This is a genomic window from Saccharothrix luteola (assembly GCF_020859565.1).
Taxonomy (GTDB): domain Bacteria; phylum Actinomycetota; class Actinomycetes; order Mycobacteriales; family Pseudonocardiaceae; genus Actinosynnema; species Actinosynnema luteola.
Map to the genome: position 1 here is coordinate 161,267 of NZ_JAJHUO010000008.1, position 24,066 is coordinate 185,332.

Below are 24,066 nucleotides of genomic sequence, written 5' to 3' on the forward strand. Positions count from 1 at the left end.
CCCGTGAGCACCGCAAACCCCACCGGCGCGTACGGCGTCGGACTCGCCACCGTCACCCCTACCGGCGCTGTGCTGGACACGTGGTTCCCGTCGCCGTCCCTCGGGGACGCGGAGCCCGGTGTGGCGCTGCTGTCGTCCGCGGAGGTCTCGGCAGCGCTCGGTGAGGCCGCCGCCAAGCAGCTCGGCGCGGACGCCGAACGCGACGTCGAGGTCGTCGGCGTCCGGGTCGGCATCGGGTCGCTGGCCGACGCGCCCACCTCGACGTACGACGTGTGGCTTCGGCTGCACCTGCTGTCGTCGCGGCTCGTGCGGCCGCACGGCGCGAACCTGGACGGCCTGTTCGGGCTGCTCAACAACGTGGTGTGGACGAACTTCGGCCCGTGCGCGGTGGAGGGGTTCGAGCAGACCCGGCTGCGGCTGCGCGCGCGTGGTCCGGTCACCGTGTACGGGATCGACAAGTTCCCCCGGATGGTGGACTACGTCGTGCCGTCCGGGGTGCGGATCGCGGACGCGGACCGCGTGCGGCTGGGCGCGCACCTGGCGTCGGGCACGACCGTGATGCACGAGGGTTTCGTGAACTTCAACGCGGGCACGCTGGGCACGTCCATGGTGGAGGGCCGCATCTCCGCCGGTGTGGTCGTCGGTGACGGCTCGGACGTCGGCGGCGGCGCGTCGATCATGGGCACCTTGTCCGGTGGCGGCAAGCAGGTCATCTCGGTCGGGGAACGGTGCCTGATCGGCGCGAACGGCGGCGTGGGCATCTCGTTGGGCGACGACTGCGTCGTGGAGGCCGGCCTCTACATCACGGCGGGGACGAAGGTCACGGGCGCGGACGGCGCGGTCGTCAAGGCGGGCCAGCTGTCCGGCATGTCGAACCTGCTGTTCCTCCGCGACTCGACCACCGGCGTGGTCAAGGTCCTGCCCCGCAAGGGCACGGGCGTCGAACTGAACGCCGCCCTGCACTCCAACGACTAACCGCGAGAGTCCTACGTTCGCAGCGCGAGAGTCCTACGTTCAGGAGCCCTGAGTTCAACACTCGACAGACCGGCTGGTCGGTCGAACGTTGAATTCGGGGGTCGCGAACGTAGGACTCTCGCCGCGTGAACGTAGGACTCTCGCGGGGGTCAAGAGGTCAGGCGGGTGGTGGCGGTGGTGATGGCGGAGTCGGTGGCGGTCAGGGCGATGCGGACGTGCCGGTCGCCCGTCGGGCCGTAGAACGTGCCCGGCGCGGCCAGGATGCCGCGGTCCGCCAGCCAGCCGATCGTGTCCCACGCGTTCTCGCCGTCACGGGTCGACCACAGGTAGAGGCCGGCCTCCGAGTGGTCGACGGTGAAGCCGGCCGCCGTCAACGCGGGCAGCAGCACGTCACGCCGCGCCCGGTACCGCTCGCGCTGCTCCGCCACGTGCGCGTCGTCGGTCAGCGCCGCCGTGATCGCCGCCTGCACGGGCCGCGGCACGATCATCCCCGCGTGCTTGCGCACCTCGAGCAACGACGCCACCAGCGCCGGATCGCCCGTCACGAACCCCGCCCGGTACCCGGCCAGGCTGGACGACTTCGACAACGAGTGCACGGCCAGCACACCGTCCAGCGAACCGCCGTTGACCGACGGCAGCAGCACGGACACCGGCTGCGCGTCCCACGCCAGCGCCAGGTAGCACTCGTCGGACGCGACGAGGGCCCCGACCGCCCGCGCGTCGGCCACGGCCTGCGCGAGCTGCGGAGCCGACAGCACCCGACCGGTCGGGTTGGACGGCGAGTTCAGCCACACCAGCGAAGTCCCGGCCGGCGGCGGCTCGCCGTCGGCCAGCCGCACCACCGAAGCGCCCGCCAGCCGCGCGCCCACCTCGTACGTCGGGTACGCCAACGCCGGGATGGCCACCACGTCGCCCGGCCCCAGGCCCAGCAACGTCGGCAGCCACGCCACCAACTCCTTCGACCCGATGGTCGGCAGCACCGCCACCGGGTCGAGCCCGACGACACCGTGCCGCCGCGCCAACGCCCCGACGACCGCCTCGCGCAACGCGGGCGTGCCGTGCGTGGTCGGGTAGCCCGGCTCGTCGGCCACCGTGCCGAGGGCGTGCCGGATCAGCTCCGGGACCGGGTCCACCGGCGTGCCGATGGACAGGTCGACCACGCCACCGGGGTGCGTGCGCGCCTTGGCGGCGTGGTCGGCCAACGAGTCCCAGGGGAAGTCCGGGAGCCTCCTGCTGAACGTCACTCGTGCGACGCCTGCGGGGGGAGAGCCTTGATGAACGCGGGGTCGGCGCTGACCTTGCCGACCTTGGAGGCGCCGCCGGGGGACCCCAGCTCGTCGAAGAAGTCCACGTTCGCCTTCGTGTACTCCTTCCACTCGTCCGGCACGTCGTCCTCGTAGTAGATGGCCTCGACGGGGCACACCGGCTCGCAAGCACCACAGTCGACGCACTCATCCGGGTGGATGTAGAGCATCCGGTCGCCTTCGTAGATGCAGTCGACGGGGCACTCTTCGATGCACGCCTTGTCGAGCACGTCCACGCACGGCTGGGCGATCACATAGGTCACTGCGCTCTCCTGCTCTTTTCTGGTCCACACCGCGCAAGCCGGAGAGTACGCGGCGGAGTCGATTGTCCAACGCGCAGGCTTGCCTTATCAGTACCGTGCTCCAGCTCACAGACCACCGTTCACCCGGGCGGTGCACGATGCCACGGTGGAGCACGTCACCGAGTTGGAGCAACGGTGTGCCGACGCGTGGCCGGCGCTGGTCGACCGGCCGCTCGGGCAGTGGCGGCTGCGCGCCGCGGGCGGCTTCACCGGACGTGCCAACAGCGCCCTGACCACGGGCGATCCCGGGATCCCGGTCGCCGACGCGCTCACCGAGGTGATCGACTTCGCGACCGCCAACGGCATCAAGCCGGCCGCCCACGTGGTGATCGGCGCACCGGCCGAGGCGGGCGTCGAAGCGGCCGGATGGCGGATCGACGTCGATCACCCGGGCGGCTCGGAATCGCTGGTGATGACCGGCCGGACGGCTGGGTTCGCCACCCCGAAGGAAGCCGGTGTGGACATCTCGGACGTCCCCTCTCCCGGATGGTGGGAGCTGGCCGCGCAATCCGACCCCACCCCCGCGCAACGGCACGTGCTCGCGTCCGGCGGGCAGGTCGGTTTCGGCACGGTCGTCGGGGACGGTCGGGTGCTCGCCGCCGTGCGCGGCGCCGTCGTCGGCGACCTGCTCCACGTGGCACGGCTCGCCGTGCGCCCCGAGGCACGCCGGCTCGGCCTGGCCCGGCGGCTGATGGGCGCCCTGGCGACGTGGGGCGTCGGCCGCGGCGCGACGACGTGCGCGCTCCAGGTGGCCGAGCACAACAAGCCCGCGATCACGCTCTACGAGTCGCTGGGCTGCGTCGAGCACCACCGCTACCGCTACTGGGTGTCGAACCACGCGTAGGCGGCCTTGCGGACCCGTTTCAACGCCGAGCGCTCGCCGAAGTAGTCGCCCACCACGCCGACCACGGGCAGCATGCCCAGCGCCTGGTGGTACAGCCTGCCCTGCGGGCGCTTGTCCAGCTCGTCCTCCAGCTTCCAGAGGACCTTGGCGAGCTTCCAGATCGTCGCGCCGATCGCCCGGAACGTGGACCGCTCCCGCAGCTCCTCGGTCAGCAACGCGGTCTGCTCGTCCTCCTTGCGCTGGTCGACCGGCAGCCCGTCGACCTCCCGCTGGAACAGCACGTGCGCGAGCAGCCGCACCCGGTCCTCGGTCGAGGTGAACCCGTGCTCACCCGCGATCGCCGACAGCAGCAGCCCCTGCCCCGCCGCGCCGAGCGCCGACTGGATCGGCAGCCGGTCGGCCAGCACGCCGCCGATGCCGGGCAGCGCGGCGACCAGCGACACCACCCGGCCGACCCGGTTGAGCCAGAACTCGTCGCGCTGGAGCACGTCCATCCGCGTCCACGCGGCCGTGCCCGGCACCTTCACCGCGGCCAGCTGGTCCCAGAGCTTGTCCACGAGCTTGCGGTCGGCGTCGCGCTCCACCTCGCGGTCGCGCAGGCCGAGCAGGTTCGCGTCGCGCAAGGTGTCCAGCAGCGGCCCGGTCGCCCGCACGAACGGGCGCAGGGCCCGCACCACGTCCCGGTCAGTGATCGTCTCCGGCACCGGCCGTCCTCCCCATGTGCGCGCCCACCGCGATGGCGCCCGGCAACGCGCCCCCGGCGAACAGCACCAGGGTGCGCCAGTCGTTGAGGAGTACCACGTCACCGCCCGGGCCGAACAGTCCGAACAGCAGCAACGTGCCGACCCACACCAGCAGCGGCGACACCGCGGCCATGGTGCGGCGCGCGTGCCGTGAGGCGGCGAGGACCAGCATCGGCGTGGTCACGATCGCGAGCACCACCGTGATCGGGAACGGCAGGTCGTCCACCCGCGGCAGGAGCGTGCCGTCCAGCCGCATCGGCAGGAAGAACAGCTCGAGCACCGCGAGCACGAACGCCGCGAGCGCGATCCCGAGGAGAGCCAGGCGATCGGTCAATCGAGCCCTCCGAACAGGTCTGTCTCCGCGCCCTCCGCGGGCCCCTTGGCCAGCACGTAGTGCTCGGCCTGCACGACGGGCTGCGCGATGCCGTTGGACAGCGCGTAGGCCGCCCGGCCCGAGCCGTCCTGCCACACGCTGATCTGCGTGGAGTGCGCGCGCAGCGCCCTCAGCTTGGCGACCAGGTGCTCGGAGATGTCGATCGTGGTGGTGATCGCGGCGTCGTCGGTGACCGCCAGCTCGCCCTCGGCGGGCAGCCGCCACGGCAGGTCACCGATCTCCGCCAACGCCGCCGCGCCCGCCTCGGTCGCGGCGCGGGACGTCACGGCGTGGAAGACGCGGTCGACGTCCGTCGCCGCCGCCATGGTGATCTCGTGCGCCCGGATGTGGTCGGGGTGCCCGTAGCCGCCGAAGGCGTCGTAGGTGACCACGACCTGCGGCTTCACCGAGGCGATGATCTCCGCCAGGGCGGCGGTCTGCTCGTCGGGCGAGCCGTTGACGAACGCGCGCGGGTGGCCGTTCGCCTCGACGCCCGCCATCCCGGAGTCCCGCCAGCGGCCGATGCCGCCGAGGAACCGGTGGTCGGTCACGCCGAGCGCCGCGCAGGCGGATCTCAGTTCCGCGACCCGGTACCCGCCGAGCTGATCGGCGGCGTCCGCGGTCAGCTCCTGGAGCGCGGGCGGGATGATCTCGCCCTCCTCGCCGAGGGTGCAGGTGACCACGGTGACGTGCACGCCCATCGCCGAGTAGCGGGCGATGGTGCCGCCCGTCCACAGGCTCTCGTCGTCGGGGTGTGCGTGTACCAGCAGCAACCGTGGTGGAGCGGTGAGCGTCACCGGAAGAGAGTAATCGGCCGCCGCCGTGCGAAGTGCCACGAGGGTCACGTCACACGGCGGCGGCCGTCGAGCTCAGCCGACGAGGGCGGGGACCACCTCGGCGAAGTGGCACGCGGAGAGCGTGCCGTCGCCGTCGCCGCGCCGTTCCAGCTTGGGTTCCTCGACGGCGCAGATGTCCTGCGCCTTCCAGCACCGGGTGCGGAAGCGGCAGCCCGACGGCGGGTTCACCGGCGACGGGACGTCACCGGTGAGCACGATCCGCTGACGCCCGCGTTCCACCTTCGGGTTGGGCACGGGCACCGCGGACAGCAGCGCCTGCGTGTACGGGTGCATCGGCCGGGCGTAGATGTCCTCCCGGTCGCCGATCTCGATGATCTTGCCGAGGTACATCACGGCGACCCGGTCGGAGATGTGCCGGACGACCGACAGGTCGTGCGCCACGAACAGGTACGCCAGACCCAGGCGTTCCTGCAGCTCCTCCAGCAGGTTCACCACGCCCGCCTGCACCGACACGTCCAGCGCGGACACCGGCTCGTCCAGCACCACGAGCTTCGGGTTGAGCGCGAGCGCCCGGGCGATGCCGATGCGCTGGCGCTGGCCGCCGGAGAACTCGTGCGCGTACCGGTTGCGGTGCTCCGGGTTCAGGCCCACCAGCTCCATGAGCTCGTTGACCCGGTGCTGCACGTCCGAGCCACCGTCCTGCGGCACGCCGTGGATCTTGAACGGCTCGGAGATCAGCTCGTTGATCTGCCAGCGCGGGTTCAGCGACGCGTACGGGTCCTGGAACACGATCTGCATGTCCCGGCGCACGGACCGCAGGCCCTTGCCCCGCAACGTGGTCAGCTCGCGACCCTCGAACTTCACCGAGCCCGACGTCGGCTTGTGCAGCTGCAGGATCGCCCGACCGGTGGTGGACTTGCCGCAGCCGGACTCGCCGACCAGGCCCAGCGTCTCGCCCGGGTAGAGGTCGAAGCTCACCCCGGACACCGCCTGGACCTGCCCCACCGTGCGCGGGATGATGCCGCCGCCGCGCACCGGGAACGACTTGACCAGGTCCTTGACCTCCAGCAGCGGGGTCTCGCCCGGACGTCCGCCCGAAGCGAGGCCACCGGCCTGGGGGTTGATGTCAGTCGACGTCATGAGGTCGGCTTCTCCTCTTCGTGCAACCGAGCTTCGACCACGTCGAGGTCCTCGCTCACCGGGATGTCCGGGTTCGCCATGGTCAGCGACGCGGGGTTCTCGACCACGCCGATCTCGTCGTGGACGAACAGCCGCTGCGGGTTCTCGATGGTCGCCAGGTGCGCGGAGCGGTGGCAGCGCGCGAAGTGGCCCGCCCGGTCGGTCTCCAGCAGCAGCGGCTCGGTCTCGCGGCACTCGTCGATCGCCAACGGGCAGCGCGGCGAGAACGAGCAGCCGCGCGGCAGGTTCATCAGCGACGGCGGCGCGCCCTTGATCGGCGTGAGCCGCTTGCCCAGCATGTTCGGGTTCGGGATCGAGCCCAGCAGGCCGACGGTGTACGGCATCCGCTGCGCCTCGAAGACCTCGTCCACGGCGCCCTGCTCGACGACCGTGCCGCCGTACATGACCTGCACGCGGTCCACCATGCCCGCCACCACGCCCAGGTCGTGCGTGATGACCATGATGCCCGCGCTCGTCTCGTCCCGGATGCGCAGCAACGTGTCCAGGATCTGCGCCTGCACGGTCACGTCCAGCGCCGTGGTCGGCTCGTCGGCGATGATCACGTCCGGGTCGTTGATGATCGCCATCGCGATCATCGCGCGCTGCCGCATGCCGCCGGAGAACTCGTGCGGGTACTGCGCGGCGCGGCGGTCCGGCTGCGGGATGCCCACGAGCTCCAGCGCCTCGACGGCCTTGGCCCACGCGGCCTTCTTCGACACGTCGTGGTGCGCCCGGTGCGCCTCGGCGAGCTGCCAGCCCACCGTGTAGACCGGGTTCATCGACGTCATCGGGTCCTGGAAGATCATCGAGACGCCGTTGCCGCGCACCGGCTGCATCTGCTTGTAGTCCAGGCCGACGAGCTCGCGGTCCTTGAACTTGATCGACCCGCCGACCTTCGCGGTCTTGGGCAGCAGGCCCATGATCGCCATCGACGACACCGACTTGCCGGAACCCGACTCGCCCACGATGCCCAGCACCTCGCCGGGGCCGAGGGTGAACGACACGTCGCGCACGGCGTGCACGGTGCCGTCGTCGGTCGGGAAGTCGACCGACAGGTTCTCCACCCGCAGCAGCTTCTCGCCGCTGCCGGCGGTGTTCTCCCACGCCGACGACTCAGGCGCACCCATCACGTCCACCTCACTCATGCCTTCACCCTCTTCTGCCGCGGGTCGAAGGCGTCCCGGAGACCGTCGCCGATGAAGTTCACCGACAGCGAGATGAGCACGATGAAGGCGAACGGGATGAAGAACAACCACGGGTGCAGCGTCAGCTCGTTCTTGTTCAGGCTGATCATCAGCCCGAGCGAGGTGTCCGGCGGCTGCACGCCGAGGCCGATGAACGACAGCGCGGCCTCCAGCAGCACCGCCTGGGCGACCGCCAGCGTGGCGTTCACGATGATCACGTCGACCGTGTTGGGCAGGATGTGCCGGAAGACGATCCGCGTGGTGGACGCGCCCAGCGCGCGGGCCGCCTCCACGAACTCCTTCTCCCGCAGCGACAGCACCATGCCGCGGATGACCCGGGCGATCGACAGCCAACCGATCAGGCCGAGGTACAGCGCCACGATGAGCCAGTTGCTGCCGCTGCCGCCGGCGACGGAGAGCACGAAGCTGTTGCGGACCAGCACCGCCGCGATCACGAACGCGGGGATGACCAGCAGCAGGTCGATGAACCGGCTGATCAGGCTGTCGACCCAGCCGCGCATGTACCCGGCGAGCGCGCCGAGCACGACGCCGATCACCGTGGACACCAGGGCGACCACGATCGCGATCTGCAACGAGAACTGCGAGCCGCGGATGATCAGCGCGACCATGTCGCCGCCGAGCCGGTCGGTGCCGAACGGGTGGTCGCCGCTGGGCGGCAGGTACCGCTGGAAGCCCAGGTCGGTGTAGGAGTACTTCCAGATCAGGCCGCCGAGGAAGGCGAACAGCACGAGCACGACGAACAGCGCGAGGCCGACGACGGCGGCGCGGTGCCGCAGGAAGCGGCGCAGGATGACCTGCCACTGCTTGCGGGCCGAGGTGGTGTCGAACTGACTTGCCTCGGCTGAGTTGGGCGTTGGAGCCTGCGCCACAGGCGAACCGATCTCAGTCAAGGCGAATCCTCGGGTCCAGGTAGGCGTAAAGGACATCCGCGATCAGGTTGAACACGATGATGAACACCGCGGTCACCATCATGAAGCCGAGCACCTGGTATGGCTCTTTCTTCGTGATCGCGTCGATCAGGAACTTGCCCATGCCGGACCAGCCGAACACGGTCTCGGTGATCACCGCGCCGCCGAAGCCGGCGCCGATGTTCAACGACGAGACGGTGATGATCGGGATCAGGGCGTTGCGGAACGCGTGCCGGAAGATGGACCGCCCCTGCGAGATGCCCTTCGCCTGCGCCGTGCGCACGTAGTCGGCGTTCAGCGTCTCGAGCATGGACGCGCGCTGGAACCGGCTGTACAGCGCGAACTGGATCACCACGAGGCAGATGGTCGGCAGGATGTAGGCGCCGCTGTACTGGAACACCTGCTCGCCGAAGCTGCCCTTGAAGCCGTCACCCGGCGGTCCCGCGGTGATGATCCACCGGTCCCCGCCGATTGACTCCAGCCAGTTGTTGAGCTGGATGCCGCCCGCCTTCAGGATGAGGGCGACGCAGAAGAGCGGCATCGAGAACATCGCGAACGCTATTCCGGTCGCTGTGTAGTCGAATATCGAGTACTGTTTGACCGCGCCGATCACGCCGATCGCCATGCCGAGGATCAGCGCGATCAACTCGGCCGCGACGATCAGGCGCAGCGTGACGGTGAAGGCCTTGAACAGGTCGTCCTTGACCGGCTTGCCCGCGTTGCCGGGGACGACGGACTCGCCCCAGTCACCGGTGACGAACTTGCCCGCCCAGTCGACGTAGCGCTCGACGAACGGCTTGTTGTAGCCCGTGCGCTCGTAGGCGAGGGCGACCTCGGCCGGGGTCCGCGGCTTCTGGAGCTTCCACTCGTCCAGGGGATCGCCCATCGCGGCGGTGAGTCCGAAGCAGAGGAACGAGGCGGCGATCAGCAGCGGAATCGCGATCAACAACCGCCGGATTATGTAACGGAACATGACAAGTCTCTTGTCTTCCCAGGCAGGCCAGCCGCCTGCGACAGCCGGCGATCCCACCCACCGGAACGCGGACACCGTCCGGGGGGTCGGTGCGGTCGGCACCGACCCCCCGGGCCGGACTCATCTTCTACAACTCAAGCGAACCGCGCCGAACCTACTTCTTCTGCCACGCGAACAGGTTCCACGTGACACCGCCGCCGACGCCGACGTAGGCGATCGGGCCGATGTTCGCGTCACTCGCCGCGAAGTCCGGCAGCTGGAACAGCGGGATGCTGTGCAGGTCGTCCCGCATCAGCTTGTCGACCTCGTTCATCATGGTCAGGCGCTTCTGGTAGTCGAGCTCACCGTTGGCGGCCTTCCACTTCTCGTCGACCTGCTTGTTCGAGTAGAGGTTGTAGTTGCCCGAGCCGCCCGCGTCCTTCGACGCGTAGTTGCCGTAGGCGCCGGCCTTCAGGGGCTGGCCGACCCACGCGAACAGCGCCGCGTCGAACTCGCTCGCGGTGAGCCGCTTGGAGTTGAAGTCGTCAGCCTGGTCCTGGATGATCTCGATACCGGCCTGCTTGCACTTGTCCTGCAGGATGCGGACCGTGTCGGCACGACGCTGGACGATCTTGTGGCCCAGCTTGAACGACGCGCGGAACTCGCCCTTGGCGTAGATGCCGTCGGCGCCCTGCTTCCAGCCGGCGTCCTCGAGGGTCTTCTTGGCCGCGGCCACGTCACCCTTGCCGAGGTCGCTGTAGTGGTCCTCGTAGCCGACCTCGTTGGGCATCATCACGAGGCTGCCCAGCGGGGTGGCGTTCGGGTCGACGTCCTTGATCAGCTTGTCGACCAGACCCTGGTTGTCGAAGCACTGCCCGATCGCCAGCCGCAGTTCCTTGTTGTTCTTGAACAAGGGCAGCGACATGTTGAAGTCGACGTGCTCGAAGGTCTGGCCACCGGCCGCGAAGACGGTGAACGCGCTGTCGCCGCGCAGCTGCTGGGCGACCGCCGGGTCGGCCTGCGGCGCGATCACGGCGACTTCCTTGTTCTGCAGCTGCTGGGTCGCCGACTGCGAGTCGGTGTTGGTCTTCAGGATGACCCGCGCCGGGCCACCGGGGTTGCCCCACCACTTCGGGTTGCGGACCAGGACCGTCTGGTCCTTCAGGTCCGTCGACTCGATCATGTAGGCGCTGCCGGACAGCGACAGGTCCTTGTTGTAGCCGCGCCAGCCCTTGGTGAAGAACTCGGCGGCCTTCTTGACCTGGTCGTCGTTCTGCTCCGGCGTGACCTTCATGATGTCGGCGATGCCGGTCTGCTTCTCCAGGACGTGCGCCGGGAGGAGCCCGTCGCTACCGGGGGTGGAGAAGATGCCGCGGTAGTCGGCGTACGGCTTGTCCTTGAAGAAGGAGGTCTTGACGGTCTTGTCGTTGTCCGAGCACTCGATCTTCTCGATGTTCTCGTACCCGGTCGGCGTGGCGTCCCAGATCGAGACCTCGGTGCCGTCGTCGCCCTTGATGGTGGCCTTGCTCGTCGCGGCCAGCCACTTCAGGTAGAAGTCGTCGCAGTCGATCTGCTCGCCGTCGGACCAGACCGCCTCCTTCCGCACCTTCCACTCGATGACCTGCGGGTCGCTCGAGACGACCTTGATCGACTCCATCAGGTCGCCGTCGACCTTGATGACCAGCTTGCCGTCGACGAAGTCGGTGAAGTAGGGCGAGGGGATCACATTCGACAACGCGATCGTGTTGGCGAAGCTGTTCGACGCACCGATGTAGTTCTGGTAGTCGTCGAAGCCCTCTTCGACGGCGATGGCGATCTCGCCGATGTCGTCAACCTTCGGACGCTGGAACACCTCGTCCTGCGCGCCGATCTTGCCTGGGTCGGCGTTCTGCTGGCCACCCTGGTCGCCGCTCGTGCCGCCGCCGCCGCACGCGCTCAACACGAGCGTGGCCGAGGTCAGCAGCGCGAACGCCGTGACAGCCTTTGATCTCCTCATCGACACGTGCCCTCCTAGCACTGGGTTGGAGCGACCGTTTGGGCCGACTTCCACCCATAACCGTGATGTGCCAAACGCGCCCCGAACCGACACACCGTTGCAGCACGATAAGAACCAGTGCGCGGCACGGTCACTGCCCATCGGCCGATCGTGACCAAAGGGTGACACGTTGGTCGCAGCACGCGACTCCGTCGTTACCGGGCGGGAGCGTTCGTTAACCGGACGACGAGAATACTGTCAATACTGCACCGCGAACGCATCTTGAAGCCAGTGTTTCGTCCGGGTCAACGGTCAACGATCTTCGCGCCGCCAGGTGCGCGCGGTGCTCAGCGGACCGGCGAACGGAGCACCGGCGGTGACGCCGTAGGCCTCCGGTAGGACCACCAGCAGGTCCGCTACCTGGAACAACGGCATCGAGACCGCTTGCTGCCACAGCACCGGCTCGATGGTCTTGAGGGCGTCGGCGAGCAGCACCTGCCCGCTGAGGGCCTGTTCGATCACCGGCTGGACCGCCTGGTCGCAGAAACCGGACAGATTCGCCGGAATGGGTGTACCGCCGTCCTCGGGTGACGGTCGGCACCCGAATGTGGATGCCAGAACGGCCGCGGAATCGCCGGTGTCGACCTGGGGCACGACGGCAATGTCGACGGGCTCATTGGAAGCGGCGGTATCCGACAGATCTTGGCCGAACAACTGATTGGGCGGCGTTGTCAGGACGCGCGCGGCGATTCCGGACAATGACAGTTGACGCTGAACGCGGTTCGCGACGGTCACGTACGGCTCGACCCCGGCCGGTGCGGCGATGGTCAACTCGAGCGGCTTGCCATCCCGCCCCCACTGCCCACCATCCGGTCGGGTGTAACCCGCTTCGGTGAGCAGTAGCGCCGGGTCACCGGCCTTGGCGGGCATGGTCGGGGTGTAGCCGGGCTTGCTCGGGGGGATCACCTGGGCGTCCGCACGGAGGTCCGCACTGGGTCCGCTGCGGGTGCCGGCGGCGATCAGGTCGTCGCGGTCGAGCAGGTTCATCACCGCGGTGCGGACGCGGAGGTCCTGCATTCGCGGCGAGGCGGGGCGGAGGAGGAGTTGGACGACTTCCGGACGCGGCACGACCACGCTGGCGAGTGACGCGGTCTTGGCCAGCTCGTCGATGTCCTTGACCGCGATGGCGTCGGCGCGGATGAGGGCGACCTGGTCGTCGCCGGTGTTCAACGCCTCGACCGTGTCGTGCGGGGTCGCGCGGCGCAGGATCACCCGGTCGAGGGCGGGCGGCGCCTCCCAGAAGCGGTCGCTGCGCTCGAGGATGATCTCGCCGCGCGGCTGGTCCAGCGTGCGGACCGCGAACGGCCCCGCGGTGGCCGGGAAGCTGTCCGCGAGCGCCGCGCTCCACCCGCCGGGCGCGTCTTTCAGCAGGTGGGCGGGCAGCAGGTCGCGGAACAGACTCCGCCAGCCGGGGTACGGCTTGCTGAACACGACCTCGACGACCTTGCCGCCCTCGCGGCTGGCGATGTCGTCGATCAGCCGGTACCCGGCGGGGTCGATCACCCCCGGCTCCTCCCGCATGCGCTGCCAGAGGTAGACGAAGTCCTCGGCCGCGATGGGCGCCGAGTCGGACCAGCTGGCATCTCGGCGCAACGCGTACGTGACCGTGTACGGCTCCGCGCTGGTCACCTCGGCGCTCACCAGGAGGTCCAGGTCGAGCCGCGGACTGCCGTCCGCGTCGGTGCGGAAGGTCGAGGGCAGCAGCAACGCGGCCAGCGCCGTCGTGACGGTGCTCTGACCGGCCAGCGTGTGCGGGTTGTAGCCGCCCTTGACGTCGTCCACGCCGACGACGATCTCGTTCTGCTTCTCCTTCGGGACCACCGTCATGCCGGGCGTCGACGGCACCAGCGGCGGCGGCGGTGTGGCCGTGCAACCCGCCGCGACCAGCGCAAGCGCAGCCAACACCGCAAGAACCGTCCGCGTCCCCATGGGTACGAGCGTGCCAGACGGCGCTGACAGTTGACGCCCAACCCCACCACTCCCCGCCGCGACCTCCCCCACTCCCACGACACTTACTCCCGCCACTCCCCTAGTCCCACCACTCCCCCGCCGGTGTCCCCTGGGCTGGTGGCCGGGCGGCCGGGCGGTCAGGGGTCGGACGGTCAGGCGGTCAGGCGGTCAGGCGGGCTGGGCAGGTCCAGCGGTCAGGCGGGCTGGGCGGGTCCGGCGAGTGGGGCACTCCGGCGGGTGGCGCGGGCCCGGCGGGCCGGCGGGTCCCGGTGGCGGGCGGGTCCCGGTGGCGGGCGGGCCGTGGGGGTGGCAGGCGGCAGTGGGGGAAGCCGGTGGGTGTGGGAGGCGGGGTGGGTGGTGAGGTGGTCGGGGTCGGGGCGGTCGGTCGGTTTCCTCATGTTCCAACCGAGGGGCGGTAACAGTGTTACCGTACATTTTTGACCTATGTTCACCCGATCGTGTTTGGCGGTCACGGGTGCGCGGTGGGAAAGCGAACGGGCACCTCCGGCCGAAGCCCGAGGTGCCCGTTCAGCAGACCCTATATATAAGGAGTAGCGGTCAGCCCCGCAACTTGTTGCGGCTGCGCTCGCGGCCCCGCTGGTTCGCGTCCAGGATCACCTTGCGCACCCGCACGACCTCCGGCGCGACCTCGACGCACTCGTCGGGGGCGCAGAACTCGAGCGCCTCCTCCAACGACAGCTTCCGCGGCCGGGCCAGGGTCTCCATCACGTCGGCGGTCGACGTGCGCATGTTCGTCAGCTTCTTCTCACGGCAGACGTTGACGTCCAAGTCCTCCGCACGCGGGTTCTCGCCGACGACCATGCCCTCGTACGCCTCGGCGCCGGGCTCGACGAAGAACGTGCCCCGGTCCGCCAGCTGGATCATCGCGTACGCGGTGATCTGACCCGACCGGTCGGCGACGAGCGAGCCGTTGTGCCTGGTCCGGATCTCGCCGGCCCACGGCGCGTAGCCCTCGGACACCGCGTTCGCGATACCGGTGCCACGCGTCTCGGTCAGGAACTCGGTGCGGAAGCCGATGAGGCCGCGCGACGGCACGACGTACTCCAGCTTGATCCGCCCGGAACCGTGGCCGGACATGTTCTCCATCCGCCCCTTGCGGTTGGCCAGCAGCTGGGTGATGGCGCCCAGGTGCTCCTCCGGCGCGTCGATCGTCAACCGCTCGAACGGCTCGTGCAGCTTGCCGTCGACGGTCTTGGTGACCACCTGCGGCTTGCCGACGGTCAGCTCGAAGCCTTCCCGCTTCATCTGCTCGACGAGGATGGCCAGCGCCAGCTCACCGCGGCCCTGCACCTCCCACGTGTCCGGGCGCTCGGTGGGCAGCACGCGCACCGACACGTTGCCGACCAGCTCCGAGTCCAACCGGGCCTTGAGCACCCGCGCGGTCAGCTTGGTGCCACCGCCGCGGCCGGCCAGCGGCGAGGTGTTGACGCCGATGGTCATCGAGATCGCCGGCTCGTCCACGGTGATGCGCGGCAGCGGCTCGGGGTTGTCCACGTCGGCGAGCGTGTCGCCGATGGTGATGTCCGGGATGCCGGCGATGGCGACCAGGTCGCCCGCCCGTGCCTGCTCGGCGGGCACGCGGTCCAGCGCCTCGGTGATCAGCAGCTCGGTGATGCGGACCTTCTGGATCGTGCCGTCCTCACGGCACCAGGCCACCGTCTCACCCTTGCGGATGGTGCCCGCCTCGATCCGGCACAGCGCGATGCGGCCGAGGAACGACGACGCGTCGAGGTTCGTCACCAGCGCGCGCAGCGGCGCGTCGGAGTCGCCCAGCGGGGCCGGGATGTGCCGGAACAGGACCTCGAACAGCACGTCGAGGTTCTCCGTGTCGGGCAGGCCGCCGTCCTCGGGCTGGTTGAGCGACGCCCGGCCGGCGCGCGCCGAGGCGTAGACGACCGGCAGGTCGAGCACCGAGTCGTCGGCGCCGACCTCGCTGGCCAGGTCGAGCAGCAGGTCGTGCGCTTCCTCGACGACCTCGGAGATCCGGGCGTCGGGGCGGTCGACCTTGTTCACCACCAGGATCACCGGCAGACCGGCGGCCAGCGTCTTGCGCAGCACGAACCGGGTCTGCGGGAGCGGGCCTTCGGAGGCGTCGACGAGCAGCACGACGCCGTCGACCATGGAGAGGCCGCGCTCGACCTCGCCGCCGAAGTCGGCGTGACCTGGGGTGTCGACCACGTTGATGGTGACGGGACCGTCGGGCGTGTGGCGGCGCACGGCGGTGTTCTTGGCCAGGATCGTGATGCCCTTCTCACGCTCCAGCTCGCCCGAGTCCATGACCCGGTCGACGAGCTCGGCTCGTTCGGAGAAGGCCCCGGACTGGCGGAGCATGGCGTCGACGAGGGTCGTCTTGCCGTGGTCAACGTGCGCGACGATCGCGACGTTGCGCAGGTCGTTGCGGACCAGCGTTTCCTTGATCGACGCGGTGGCCGTGGGCACGCGGAACTCCTAGAGCAGTCTGTGCGAGGGAAGCCAGGCGCCGGACGTTGGATCGCGCGCAGCCTGACTACAGCTTACCGGGCGCAGCGCCCTTACCACACAGGGACGGCAGGTGAGGTCAGCCTCACCTACTCTGAGGACACCCGGATGAGTGGAGCACGCCACGTGGGCAAGGTCAAGGTGAAGAAGAAGTGCTGCCGTTCGACGCCGAGGTGCAAGAGCTGTCCAGTCGTGGTGATGCTCAAGGCGCGGGAGAAGGCCGCGAAGAAGGCGGCCAAGCAGGAGCGCAAGGAGCGCAAGAAGGCCGAGAAGGCGGACGGCAAGAAGATCGGGAAGAAGGCCGGGAAGAAGAAGGTGGCCGCGTGAGGGCCACCGCCCGGCCGACGCCGGGTGGGACGGGGCCACCCGCCGGCTAGCCCATCACCGCCTCGTTGATCCTGGCCAGCTCCGGCGCGGTCCGGGTGACCTGGAACTCCACCACCTGGTACTTCGCCAGCTTGGCGGAGGCGAACGGGTCGGTCGCCAGCAGCGCGTCCAGCTTCCCGCGCGCCATCGGCCGCGCGATGATCACGCCGCCCACGCGGGGCACCTGACGACCCGAGGCCAGGAAGTGCCCGGCCTCGTACTGCTTCTTCAGCCACTCCGTGTGGTCCGGGAGCGCGTAGTCGACCTCGTCCAGCGGTGCGGTGTACTCCAGCAGCACGACGTACATAGAAGAAATGTAGACCCGTGACACACCCGGGTAACACGCTAGAATCGCGGCTATGCGCACTCTTTACCCGTTCTGGTGGTCCGCCTTCCGGCGGCCCTGAGAACTGCGCGTCAGACGAACGCAGGCCGCCCGCTGGGGCGGCCTTCGTGCTTTCGGGGGGCCACGCCGAGCGGGCACACCCCGAAGGGATCACCATGATCAGGCTGTCCGCGATCACCCCGTCCGGTCCCGTCCAGCTGGGCAACTACCTCGGCGCGATCAGGCGGTGGGCCGCCGAGGGCACCGAAGAGGACGTCTACTTCATCAGCGACCTGCACGCCATGACGACGTCGCACAACCCGTCACGACTGCGATCACTGACCCGGGAGCAGTTGGCGGTGCTCATCGCCGCCGGCGTCGACCCGCGGTCGGTGGCCGTGCAGTCCGACCTGGTCCGCGAGCTCGGCGCGTTGACGTGGGTGCTGGAGTGCACCTGCACGTACGGCGAGGCGGCCCGGATGATCCAGTTCAAGGAGAAGTCGGCGGGCCGGTCGTCGGTCCGGTTGAGCCTGCTCACGTACCCGGTGCTGATGGCGGCCGACATCCTGCTGCAGGGCGCGCACGAGGTGCCGGTCGGTGACGACCAGCGGCAGCACGTGGAGCTGGCGCGGGTGCTGGCGCGTCGGTTCAACGGCACGTACGGCGAGGTGTTCGTGATGCCGCGGTCCGTCGTGCCGCCGACCGCGTCGCGGGTCCGTGACCTGGCCGATCCGTCGCGGAAGATGGCCAAGACGGCGAAGGACGCGGCGGGCACGGTGTTCGTGCTCGACCCGCCGGACCTGGTGCGGCGCAAGATCCGGCGTGCGGTGACCGACGACCGGGGCGAGGTGCGCTACGCGCCGGAGGAGCAGCCGGGCGTGGCGAACCTGCTGGAGATCCTGGCGGCGTGCACGGGGAAGGACCCGCAGGAGCTGGCGGGTTCGGTGAAGGACTACTCGGAGTTGAAGGAGGCCGCCGCGGACGCGGTGGTCGAGGAGCTGCGGCCCGTGCGCGAGGTGACGCAGGGGCTGCTCGACGACCCGGCCGAGCTGGACCGGGCGCGGGCGCACGGCGCGGAACGTTCGCGTGAACGCTGCACCCACCGCCTCGACGCCGCCCTGCGCATGTCCGGCCTGGGCTGACTCCCCACCCACCCGCGCGTGTCGAACCTCCAGGGCCCGCGTGTCGAACCTTCAGGACCCCCGAGTTCAACGTCCGGAACGTTGAACTCGGGGGTCCTGAACGTAGGACACGGTCGTTCGGAGCGTTCGACACGCGGGACCTGAGTGTTCGACCCGCGCGGGGGTCAGGAGAGGTGGGGGTGGAGGGAGGGGAGGAGGACGCGGTCGGCGGGGAGCCAGTCGACGGTGTCCAGGTCGGCGGAGGCCAGCCAGCGGATCGCCTGGTGGTCGGTCGGGATCGGGGTGCCCGAGGTCAGGGTGGCCGTGTAGGCGCGCAGGATCAGGTCGGAGCGCAGGGGGACGTCGGGCCCCACCTGGTCGCCCGGGGTGACGGTCACGCCCAGTTCCTCCGAGCACTCGCGGATCACGGCGGCGTGGTCGGTCTCGTCCGGCTCCACGCGTCCGCCCGGCAGTTCCCACTTGCCGGCCGCCTCGGGCGGGTAGCTGCGTTGCTGGGCCAGGAGCAGGCCGTCACGGATGATCGCCGCACCTACTACTACGCGCGCGCTCAGCAGGTCGATGCTGCGGGCGGCCACGGCGGCGGCACGGGCTTCGAGGACTTTCAGGGCCAGGCCGCGGCCCACCAGGACGTCCGCCAGCCGCCCGAACGGGCCGCCGGGCGTGGACCACTCGACGGAATCGACCACCATCGTGCCCCCACCGGTGTGCAGCAGGTCCGTGACCAGCGTGAACCGCGGCAACGGCCCACCGACCAGCTCCGCCGACACGCCCGTGGTGTCGGCCCGCGTCACGACCAGCGTCCCGTTCACCGGCCCCACGGACCCGGCCAGCGAAGCACCCACGAACAGCACCGGCGCGCCACCCGTGATCCGCACGCCCAGCCCTCGCACGGCACGCGCCAGCAGTCGCGCGTCCAGCAACGCGGCGGCGACGGTCCGCAACGGCGCGTCGACCAGGGTGGTGGTTCTCAGCTCGGGCACGGTCGCCGATCCTGCCACCCCGACGTCACCGGTACAGCGGCCAGCGCACCTCCAGCCGGGCGCCGCCCTCCGGCGACTCGCCGGCCCGGATCGTCCCGCGCCTCCGCCGCACCAGGTGCGCCACGAGCGCCAGCCCCAGCCCGAACCCGCCGGTGGCCCGTCCGCGGTCCGATTCGACCCGGTAGAAGCGGTCGAACACCTTGTCCCGGTGCTCCTCGGGGATGCCGTGCCCGTCGTCGTCCACCAGCAACCGCACCTCGCGCACGGCCGGCAGCACGGAGATCCGGATGAACGTCCGGGCGTACCGGGCGGCGTTGCGCAGCAGGTTGTCCAGCACCAGCTCGACCTCCGTGCCCGCGGCGGAGATCAGGCACGCGCTCATCGGCGCGGCCAGCTGCACGAGCAGCTCCGTCTCCCCCAGCCGGTCGACGGCGGCCTGCGCCTGAAGCACCACGTCGACGGGCTCGGCGCGGGGCAGCTCGCCGGTGTCCGCGCGCGCGAGGATCAGCAACGCGTCCACCAGCGCGGACAGCCGTTCGGACTCCTCGACGACCGATTCGAGCACCTCGATGGAGAAGTCCGGGTCGGGGTGCGCCACCGCGACCTCGGCCTGCGCCCGCACGGACGTCACGGGCGACCGCAGCTCGTGCGCGGCGTCGCCGGTGAACCGGCGCAGCCGTTCGGTTGCCTCGTCGCGACGCGCCAGCAGGGCGTTCAACGCCTCGGCGAGCGCTTGCAGCTCGTCCCGCGCGGCCGGCACGGGCAGTCGTTGGCCGCGCGGCAGCTCCGCCGCGGCCACCCGCATCCGCTCCACGGGCCGCAACGACGACCGCACGGCCAGCCAGGTCGCGATCCCGACCAGGCCCGCGACCAGCACCGCGGCCACCGCGAGCCACCGCGTGCCCAGCTGGTTCGCCTCGCGGTAGCCGACCAGCGTGTCACCGGCGACGTGCAGCCGGGGCGTGCCGTCCGGGGCGAACTCCACCCGGCCGATCCACCGGTGCGCGCTGGGGCCGTCGATCCGCAGCACGGGTTCGCCCGCCTTGAGCGCGCGAACCTCCGCCGCGGTCAGGTCGGGTTTCGGCCCGCCGTCCAGCGGGTTGCCGGCGGTGTCGAGCACGCGCACGTTCTCCGCCTTGGCCAGTTCCCGGTCCACCGCGTTGACCTGCACGTACCCGATGAGCTGAGGCGCCAGGAGGGTGAACGCGAGCAGGCACAGCAGGGCCACGCCGGTCGCCACGACGGTGATGCGGAACCTCAGCGTCCGCCGCAGCCACCACCGGCGCGGCGGCCACCACCGGCGCAGGTTCACCTGCGCCTGGTCCCCGCCGCACCCAGCGCCGCGTCGAGGTCGGGCGTGGACGCCAGGTAGCCGTGGCCGCGCACGGTGCGCACGACCTCGCCCGCGCCCATGGCGTCGAGCTTGCGCCGCAGGTAGCCGACGTACACCTCGACCGCGTTGCGGGTGGCCGCCTGCTCGTCGCCCCACACCGTGCGCAGGAGCTCGTCCTTGGTCACGACGGATCCGGCGCGGCTGGCCAGCACGTCGAGCACGGCGTACTCGCGCGGCGACAGCGACACCGGCTCGCCGGCCCAGCTCACCTCGCGCATGGCGCGGTCCACCACCAGCTCGCCCAGCTTGAGCCTGCGCCGCGCCAGGTCGGCGGAGTTGCGCCGCAGCAACGCCCGGACCTGCGCCACCAGGACCACGAACGAGAACGGTTTCACCAGGTAGCCGTCCGCGCCGAGGTCGAGGCCGTCGGCCTGGTCGACCTCGCCGTCCTTGGCCGACACCATCAGCACGGGCGTGCGCACCCCCTCGGCGCGCATCCGCTGCAACACCCGGTAGCCGGACAGGCCGGGCAGCATGATGTCCAGCAGCACCACGTCGAACGCGCCGGTCAACGCCACGCGCAGGGCGTTGGGGCCGTCGGCGGCGGTGACCACCTCCATGCCCTCCGCCGAGAGGCCGCGTTCCAACGCGCGCCGTACGCCGATCTCGTCGTCCACAACCAGCACCCGTGGTCTCACGTCCCACAGCATGCCCCGTGAGGAGGACAATCGGCGCGGGAGTCTCAGGTCGCTCTCAGCGTCCGGGCCGCTCTCAGCTCGATCTCAGGGCTCGCGGAGGAGTGTCTGGGTTGTCGGGTCGCAAGGGGCTGCCCGGTAGGAGGAGGGACACATGAACCGGAGAAGGGTGACCGTCGTGGCGGCGGCGGCAGGCGTGGTCGCCGGTGCGACCGGGCTCGGGCTCCTCGCGATGCCCGCCGGCGCCGGTCCCGCACCGGTGCTGCCGGACGTGAGCGCCGAGGCTCTGGTGGAGTCCGTGCTGAACGCCGAGCCGGCCGCGTTCGGCGGCACGGTGGACGTGGACAACGACTTGGGCATCCCGGCGATCGCCGGCGTGCCGCAGGCGTCGGACGGCGCCAGCAACCTGCGCGTCTGGACCGACGGCCAGGGCAAGCTCCGGGTGCAGCTGCCCGGCGGCGACTCCGAGCGCACGTTCGTCGACGACGGCCAGACCGCGTGGCTGTGGGACTCCGCCGAGCAGACCGTGAAGAAGATGCCGCACGGCGCGTTCGAGCAGCACAAGCCGGAGCTCGGCGGCGAGCAGCAGGCCGTGCCGACGGACCCGGTGACGCTGTCGCGCCAGGTGGTGGCGGCGATCCAGGAGTACAGCGACGTCACCGTCGACGGCACCGCCCGCGTGGCGAACCGGCCGGTGTACGAGCTGGTGCTGACGCCGAAGCCGACCGAGAAGACGGTGCTGCGCGAGGTGCGCGTCGCGGTCGACTCGGAGCTGCGGGTGCCGCTGCGGGTGGCCGTGCTGACCAACGGCACGGACGCGCCGGCCATGCAGGTCGGGTTCTCCGAGCTGAACGTCGGCCCGCAGGACGCGTCGCTGTTCGCGTTCACGCCGCCCGCCGGCGCGAAGGTGACCGAGCCCGAGGTCGACGAGCCGTCGGCCGAGGACAAGGCCGCCGCCGAGCAGGCGTTCACCGAGGCGAACCCGCAGGTCATCGGCGAGGGCTGGGACGTCGTGCTGGCCGCCCGCGTACCGGACGACGCCCTGACCGGGCTCGCGGACGCGCAGCGGGAGCAGGGTCAGCGCGAGGGCCGTTGGCAGGAGCGCGGCGAGGGCGGTGACGTCGACGTGCAGGGGCTGATCAAGCAGCTGGGCAAGCAGGTCAGCGGCGACTGGGGCTCGGGCACGCTCATCACCACGCGGGTCGGTGGCGTGCTGATCGCCGACGACGGCCGGGTGGCCGCGGGCGCGGTGCCGGAGCAGGTGCTCGTGGACGCGATCGGCCAGGTCAAGTGACCTCCTCGACCAGCGCGCGGGTGGAGTCGGCGTCCCTTTCCGGGACCGCCGGCTCCACCCCGGTCTTCGCGGCCCGGACGCGGGGACTGCGCAAGGTGTACGGGCGGACGGTCGCGGTGGACCGGGTGGACCTGGACGTGCCGCGGGGGGCGGTGCTCGGGATGCTCGGCCCCAACGGGTCGGGCAAGACCACCACGATCCGCATGCTGCTGGGGCTCGTGCGGCCGACCGAGGGTGAGGTCGAGCTGCTCGGCAAGGCGTTGCCCGACGGCGTCGCGGAGGCGTTGCCGCACGTGGGCGCGCTGGTCGAGGGTCCGGGCTTCCACCCGTTCCTGTCGGGGCGGGAGAACCTGCGGCGGGCGGCGGCCTTCGAGCCGCTGCTCGCCTCGGGCGACATCAGGCAGGCCGTCGAGGACGCGTTGGAGCGGGTCGGCCTCGCCGCGGCCGCGCACCGGCGCTACCGGGGGTACTCGCTGGGCATGAAGCAGCGGCTGGGGCTGGCCTCGGCGCTGCTGGTGCGGCGGAAGCTGATCGTGCTGGACGAGCCGACCAACGGCCTCGACCCGGCCGGCACGCGCGAGGTGCGCAAGGTGATCGCGGACCTGCACGAGGCGGGCAGCACGGTCGTCGTGTCCTCGCACCTGCTCAGCGAGATCGAGGCGACGTGCACGCACGTGGCCGTGCTGCACCGGGGAACCGTGGTGGCGCAAGGGGAACTGGCCGAGTTGCTGCACGCGGACAGCAGTTCGCTGCTGGTCGTCACGCCGGACGTGGACGACGCGCTGAACGCGTTGCGCGCCGGTCGGATCTCGGCGCGCCCGATCGAGGGGGGCGTGCGGGTCGAGCTGATCGGCACGACCGCGCCCGTGGTGGTGCGGGCGCTGGTGAACGCGGGGGTCGAGGTGCACGAGGCGCGTCGTCACCGCACCGGTCTGGAAGATCTGTTCGCCCGGCTCACCGAGGCCGAGGAGTCCGAGCACAACCTGTCCGCCGTGGACACGATCGAGGAGGGGGCCCGATGAGCGCGCTGGTCGCCACGCGCGCTCCGCTGGGCAGGCAACTGCGCTCGGAGCTGCGCTGGATCGTGCGCCGGCCGCGGACGGTGATCGGGCTGGCGTCGCTGTGCCTGGTGCCGATCCTGGCCGGGATCGGGCTGTGGTTCGCGGTGGACGGCGACGGTGCGGCGGGACCCGGTCTGGCCGCCATCATCGCGGGCAACGGGCTCGTGCTGCCGGTGTTCACGCTGTTCCTGGCATTGCCGCTGCTCTTGCCGCTGGTCGGGGCGATCTGGGCGGCGGACGGGCTGGCCGGTGAGGCGCAGCACGGCACGTTGCGCGGGCTGATGATCTCGCCGGTCGGTCGGCTGCGGCTGCTGGGGATCAAGGCGTTCGGCGTGGCCACGATGACCTTGTTCGCGGTGACGTTGATCGCGTTCGTCGGCACGATCACCGGTGTGGTGCTGTTCGGTGGCCAGGGGATGCTCACGCTGTCGGGGTCCACGCTGTCGTTCGGCGCGGCGCTCGGGCGGATCGTGCTGACGATCCTGCTGGTCACCGTGCAGGTGTGGGGTGTGGCGGCGATCGCGATGGCGATCTCGGCGTGCACCGAGCACCCGTTGGTGGTGATGGCGGCGACGATGGCCGGTGTGATCGTGTTCGCGGTGCTGGGCGTGTTCAGCGCGTTGGACTGGCTGCACCCGTACCTCCTCACGTCCGCGTGGGAGGGCTTGATCGACGTGATGCGCGACCCGTTGCCGACCGAGGGGTTGTGGCGCAGCACGGCGTTGGCGGGGTGCTACATCCTGATCGGGATGTCGTTGGCGGCAATGCGGTTGGCTACCAAGGACAACTAGCCGAGGATCGGCG

Annotated in this window: 23 protein-coding genes; 7 read left to right on the forward strand and 16 right to left on the reverse strand. The window is 70.5% G+C overall.

Annotated features, from left to right (window positions below; all coding sequences use genetic code 11):
* Positions 1–3 precede the first annotated feature (3 nt).
* Positions 4–975, forward strand: coding sequence for a 2,3,4,5-tetrahydropyridine-2,6-dicarboxylate N-succinyltransferase (gene dapD / locus LNK82_RS13535; protein WP_230567309.1), 972 nt, complete (start codon positions 4–6; stop codon positions 973–975).
* Positions 976–1,124: 149 nt separating this feature from the next.
* Here dapD and dapC read toward each other — a convergent pair whose 3' ends face one another.
* Together dapC and fdxA are read right to left on the reverse strand one after the other, a co-directional pair.
* Positions 1,125–2,219 (reverse strand): succinyldiaminopimelate transaminase, encoded by a 1,095-nt coding sequence (gene dapC, locus LNK82_RS13540; protein WP_230567310.1) that lies wholly within the window; start codon positions 2,217–2,219, stop codon positions 1,125–1,127.
* The gene (fdxA, locus tag LNK82_RS13545; protein ID WP_053716290.1) at positions 2,216–2,542 is read right to left on the reverse strand and encodes a ferredoxin; all 327 of its coding nucleotides are present in this window, start codon (positions 2,540–2,542) and stop codon (positions 2,216–2,218) included. The genes dapC and fdxA overlap by 4 nt, the downstream gene beginning before the upstream one ends.
* Positions 2,543–2,687: 145 nt before the next feature.
* Between fdxA and LNK82_RS13550 the strand changes: the two genes are divergently transcribed.
* On the forward strand, positions 2,688–3,425 hold the full coding sequence (locus LNK82_RS13550) for a GNAT family N-acetyltransferase (RefSeq protein WP_230567311.1): 738 nt from the start codon (positions 2,688–2,690) through the stop codon (positions 3,423–3,425).
* On the opposite strand, the gene LNK82_RS13555 is transcribed toward LNK82_RS13550, so the two are convergent.
* From LNK82_RS13555 to typA, 10 genes are all read right to left on the reverse strand, one after another.
* Positions 3,401–4,129, reverse strand: a complete 729-nt coding sequence (locus tag LNK82_RS13555; RefSeq protein WP_230567312.1) for a hypothetical protein — start codon at positions 4,127–4,129, stop codon at positions 3,401–3,403. The genes LNK82_RS13550 and LNK82_RS13555 overlap by 25 nt on opposite strands.
* The gene (locus tag LNK82_RS13560; RefSeq protein WP_230567313.1) at positions 4,110–4,502 is read right to left on the reverse strand and encodes a hypothetical protein; all 393 of its coding nucleotides are present in this window, start codon (positions 4,500–4,502) and stop codon (positions 4,110–4,112) included. The genes LNK82_RS13555 and LNK82_RS13560 overlap by 20 nt, the downstream gene beginning before the upstream one ends.
* Positions 4,499–5,338, reverse strand: a complete 840-nt coding sequence (gene mshB, locus LNK82_RS13565) for an N-acetyl-1-D-myo-inositol-2-amino-2-deoxy-alpha-D-glucopyranoside deacetylase (RefSeq protein WP_230567314.1) — start codon at positions 5,336–5,338, stop codon at positions 4,499–4,501. Before mshB ends, LNK82_RS13560 begins: the two co-directional genes overlap by 4 nt.
* A gap of 72 nt (positions 5,339–5,410) precedes the next feature.
* A complete protein-coding gene (locus LNK82_RS13570) occupies positions 5,411–6,478 on the reverse strand; it encodes an ABC transporter ATP-binding protein (protein ID WP_230567315.1) in 1,068 nt (355 codons plus the stop codon).
* Positions 6,475–7,662, reverse strand: coding sequence for an ABC transporter ATP-binding protein (locus LNK82_RS13575; protein WP_230567316.1), 1,188 nt, complete (start codon positions 7,660–7,662; stop codon positions 6,475–6,477). Before LNK82_RS13575 ends, LNK82_RS13570 begins: the two co-directional genes overlap by 4 nt.
* On the reverse strand, positions 7,659–8,612 hold the full coding sequence (locus tag LNK82_RS13580) for an ABC transporter permease (RefSeq protein ID WP_230567317.1): 954 nt from the start codon (positions 8,610–8,612) through the stop codon (positions 7,659–7,661). The genes LNK82_RS13575 and LNK82_RS13580 overlap by 4 nt, the downstream gene beginning before the upstream one ends.
* Positions 8,605–9,603 carry an ABC transporter permease gene (locus LNK82_RS13585; RefSeq protein WP_230567456.1) on the reverse strand — a complete coding sequence of 333 codons (999 nt, stop codon included), beginning with the start codon at positions 9,601–9,603 and terminating at the stop codon, positions 8,605–8,607. Before LNK82_RS13585 ends, LNK82_RS13580 begins: the two co-directional genes overlap by 8 nt.
* A gap of 154 nt (positions 9,604–9,757) precedes the next feature.
* Positions 9,758–11,578, reverse strand: a complete 1,821-nt coding sequence (locus tag LNK82_RS13590) for an ABC transporter family substrate-binding protein (protein WP_230567318.1) — start codon at positions 11,576–11,578, stop codon at positions 9,758–9,760.
* A 291-nt stretch (positions 11,579–11,869) separates the two neighbouring features.
* Positions 11,870–13,546: an ABC transporter family substrate-binding protein gene (locus LNK82_RS13595; RefSeq protein ID WP_230567457.1), complete on the reverse strand. Its 1,677-nt coding sequence runs from the start codon at positions 13,544–13,546 to the stop codon at positions 11,870–11,872.
* A 579-nt stretch (positions 13,547–14,125) separates the two neighbouring features.
* Positions 14,126–16,027: a translational GTPase TypA gene (gene typA, locus LNK82_RS13600; RefSeq protein ID WP_230567319.1), complete on the reverse strand. Its 1,902-nt coding sequence runs from the start codon at positions 16,025–16,027 to the stop codon at positions 14,126–14,128.
* Positions 16,028–16,174: 147 nt separating this feature from the next.
* On the opposite strand from typA, the gene LNK82_RS13605 reads away from it, so the two are divergent.
* Positions 16,175–16,393, forward strand: a complete 219-nt coding sequence (locus LNK82_RS13605) for a hypothetical protein (protein WP_230567320.1) — start codon at positions 16,175–16,177, stop codon at positions 16,391–16,393.
* A gap of 46 nt (positions 16,394–16,439) precedes the next feature.
* On the opposite strand, the gene LNK82_RS13610 is transcribed toward LNK82_RS13605, so the two are convergent.
* On the reverse strand, positions 16,440–16,739 hold the full coding sequence (locus tag LNK82_RS13610; protein WP_230567321.1) for a YciI family protein: 300 nt from the start codon (positions 16,737–16,739) through the stop codon (positions 16,440–16,442).
* Between the two features lie 194 nt (positions 16,740–16,933).
* Between LNK82_RS13610 and trpS the strand changes: the two genes are divergently transcribed.
* Positions 16,934–17,899 carry a tryptophan--tRNA ligase gene (trpS, locus tag LNK82_RS13615; protein WP_230567322.1) on the forward strand — a complete coding sequence of 322 codons (966 nt, stop codon included), beginning with the start codon at positions 16,934–16,936 and terminating at the stop codon, positions 17,897–17,899.
* 164 nt (positions 17,900–18,063) lie between these two features.
* Here the strand turns inward: trpS and LNK82_RS47670 are convergent, their stop codons facing one another.
* The 3 genes from LNK82_RS47670 to LNK82_RS13630 are packed head-to-tail and all read right to left on the reverse strand — an operon-like array spanning position 18,064 to position 20,922.
* Positions 18,064–18,879, reverse strand: coding sequence for an NUDIX domain-containing protein (locus LNK82_RS47670; protein ID WP_308257207.1), 816 nt, complete (start codon positions 18,877–18,879; stop codon positions 18,064–18,066).
* 25 nt (positions 18,880–18,904) lie between these two features.
* On the reverse strand, positions 18,905–20,191 hold the full coding sequence (locus LNK82_RS13625; RefSeq protein WP_230567323.1) for a sensor histidine kinase: 1,287 nt from the start codon (positions 20,189–20,191) through the stop codon (positions 18,905–18,907).
* Complete coding sequence (locus tag LNK82_RS13630) at positions 20,188–20,922, reverse strand: response regulator transcription factor (protein WP_230567324.1); 735 nt, start codon at positions 20,920–20,922, stop codon at positions 20,188–20,190. Before LNK82_RS13630 ends, LNK82_RS13625 begins: the two co-directional genes overlap by 4 nt.
* A 139-nt stretch (positions 20,923–21,061) precedes the next feature.
* Here LNK82_RS13630 and LNK82_RS13635 point away from each other — a divergent pair, with 139 nt between their 5' ends.
* Genes LNK82_RS13635 through LNK82_RS13645 form a run of 3 tightly spaced genes read left to right on the forward strand, consistent with a single transcriptional unit; the run spans position 21,062 to position 24,053 of the window.
* Positions 21,062–22,201, forward strand: a complete 1,140-nt coding sequence (locus LNK82_RS13635) for a LolA family protein (RefSeq protein ID WP_230567325.1) — start codon at positions 21,062–21,064, stop codon at positions 22,199–22,201.
* Complete coding sequence (locus LNK82_RS13640) at positions 22,198–23,223, forward strand: ABC transporter ATP-binding protein (protein WP_372470483.1); 1,026 nt, start codon at positions 22,198–22,200, stop codon at positions 23,221–23,223. The genes LNK82_RS13635 and LNK82_RS13640 overlap by 4 nt, the downstream gene beginning before the upstream one ends.
* On the forward strand, positions 23,220–24,053 hold the full coding sequence (locus tag LNK82_RS13645) for an ABC transporter permease (RefSeq protein ID WP_230567326.1): 834 nt from the start codon (positions 23,220–23,222) through the stop codon (positions 24,051–24,053). The genes LNK82_RS13640 and LNK82_RS13645 overlap by 4 nt, the downstream gene beginning before the upstream one ends.
* Positions 24,054–24,066: the final 13 nt, after the last annotated feature.

What these genes read in the sequence shown, in the direction of transcription:
- LNK82_RS13570 (WP_230567315.1), bottom strand. Translation starts at nt 6,478, where the DNA reads ATGACGTCGACTGACATCAACCCCCAGGCCGGTGGCCTCGCTTCGGGC.
- LNK82_RS13590 (WP_230567318.1), bottom strand. Translation starts at nt 11,578, where the DNA reads ATGAGGAGATCAAAGGCTGTCACGGCGTTCGCGCTGCTGACCTCGGCC.
- LNK82_RS13575 (WP_230567316.1), bottom strand. Translation starts at nt 7,662, where the DNA reads ATGAGTGAGGTGGACGTGATGGGTGCGCCTGAGTCGTCGGCGTGGGAG.
- LNK82_RS13585 (WP_230567456.1), bottom strand. Translation starts at nt 9,603, where the DNA reads ATGTTCCGTTACATAATCCGGCGGTTGTTGATCGCGATTCCGCTGCTG.
- LNK82_RS13630 (WP_230567324.1), bottom strand. Translation starts at nt 20,922, where the DNA reads ATGCTGTGGGACGTGAGACCACGGGTGCTGGTTGTGGACGACGAGATC.
- LNK82_RS13595 (WP_230567457.1), bottom strand. Translation starts at nt 13,546, where the DNA reads ATGGGGACGCGGACGGTTCTTGCGGTGTTGGCTGCGCTTGCGCTGGTC.
- trpS (WP_230567322.1), top strand. Translation starts at nt 16,934, where the DNA reads ATGATCAGGCTGTCCGCGATCACCCCGTCCGGTCCCGTCCAGCTGGGC.
- LNK82_RS13605 (WP_230567320.1), top strand. Translation starts at nt 16,175, where the DNA reads ATGAGTGGAGCACGCCACGTGGGCAAGGTCAAGGTGAAGAAGAAGTGC.
- LNK82_RS13645 (WP_230567326.1), top strand. Translation starts at nt 23,220, where the DNA reads ATGAGCGCGCTGGTCGCCACGCGCGCTCCGCTGGGCAGGCAACTGCGC.
- LNK82_RS13610 (WP_230567321.1), bottom strand. Translation starts at nt 16,739, where the DNA reads ATGTACGTCGTGCTGCTGGAGTACACCGCACCGCTGGACGAGGTCGAC.
- LNK82_RS13635 (WP_230567325.1), top strand. Translation starts at nt 21,062, where the DNA reads ATGAACCGGAGAAGGGTGACCGTCGTGGCGGCGGCGGCAGGCGTGGTC.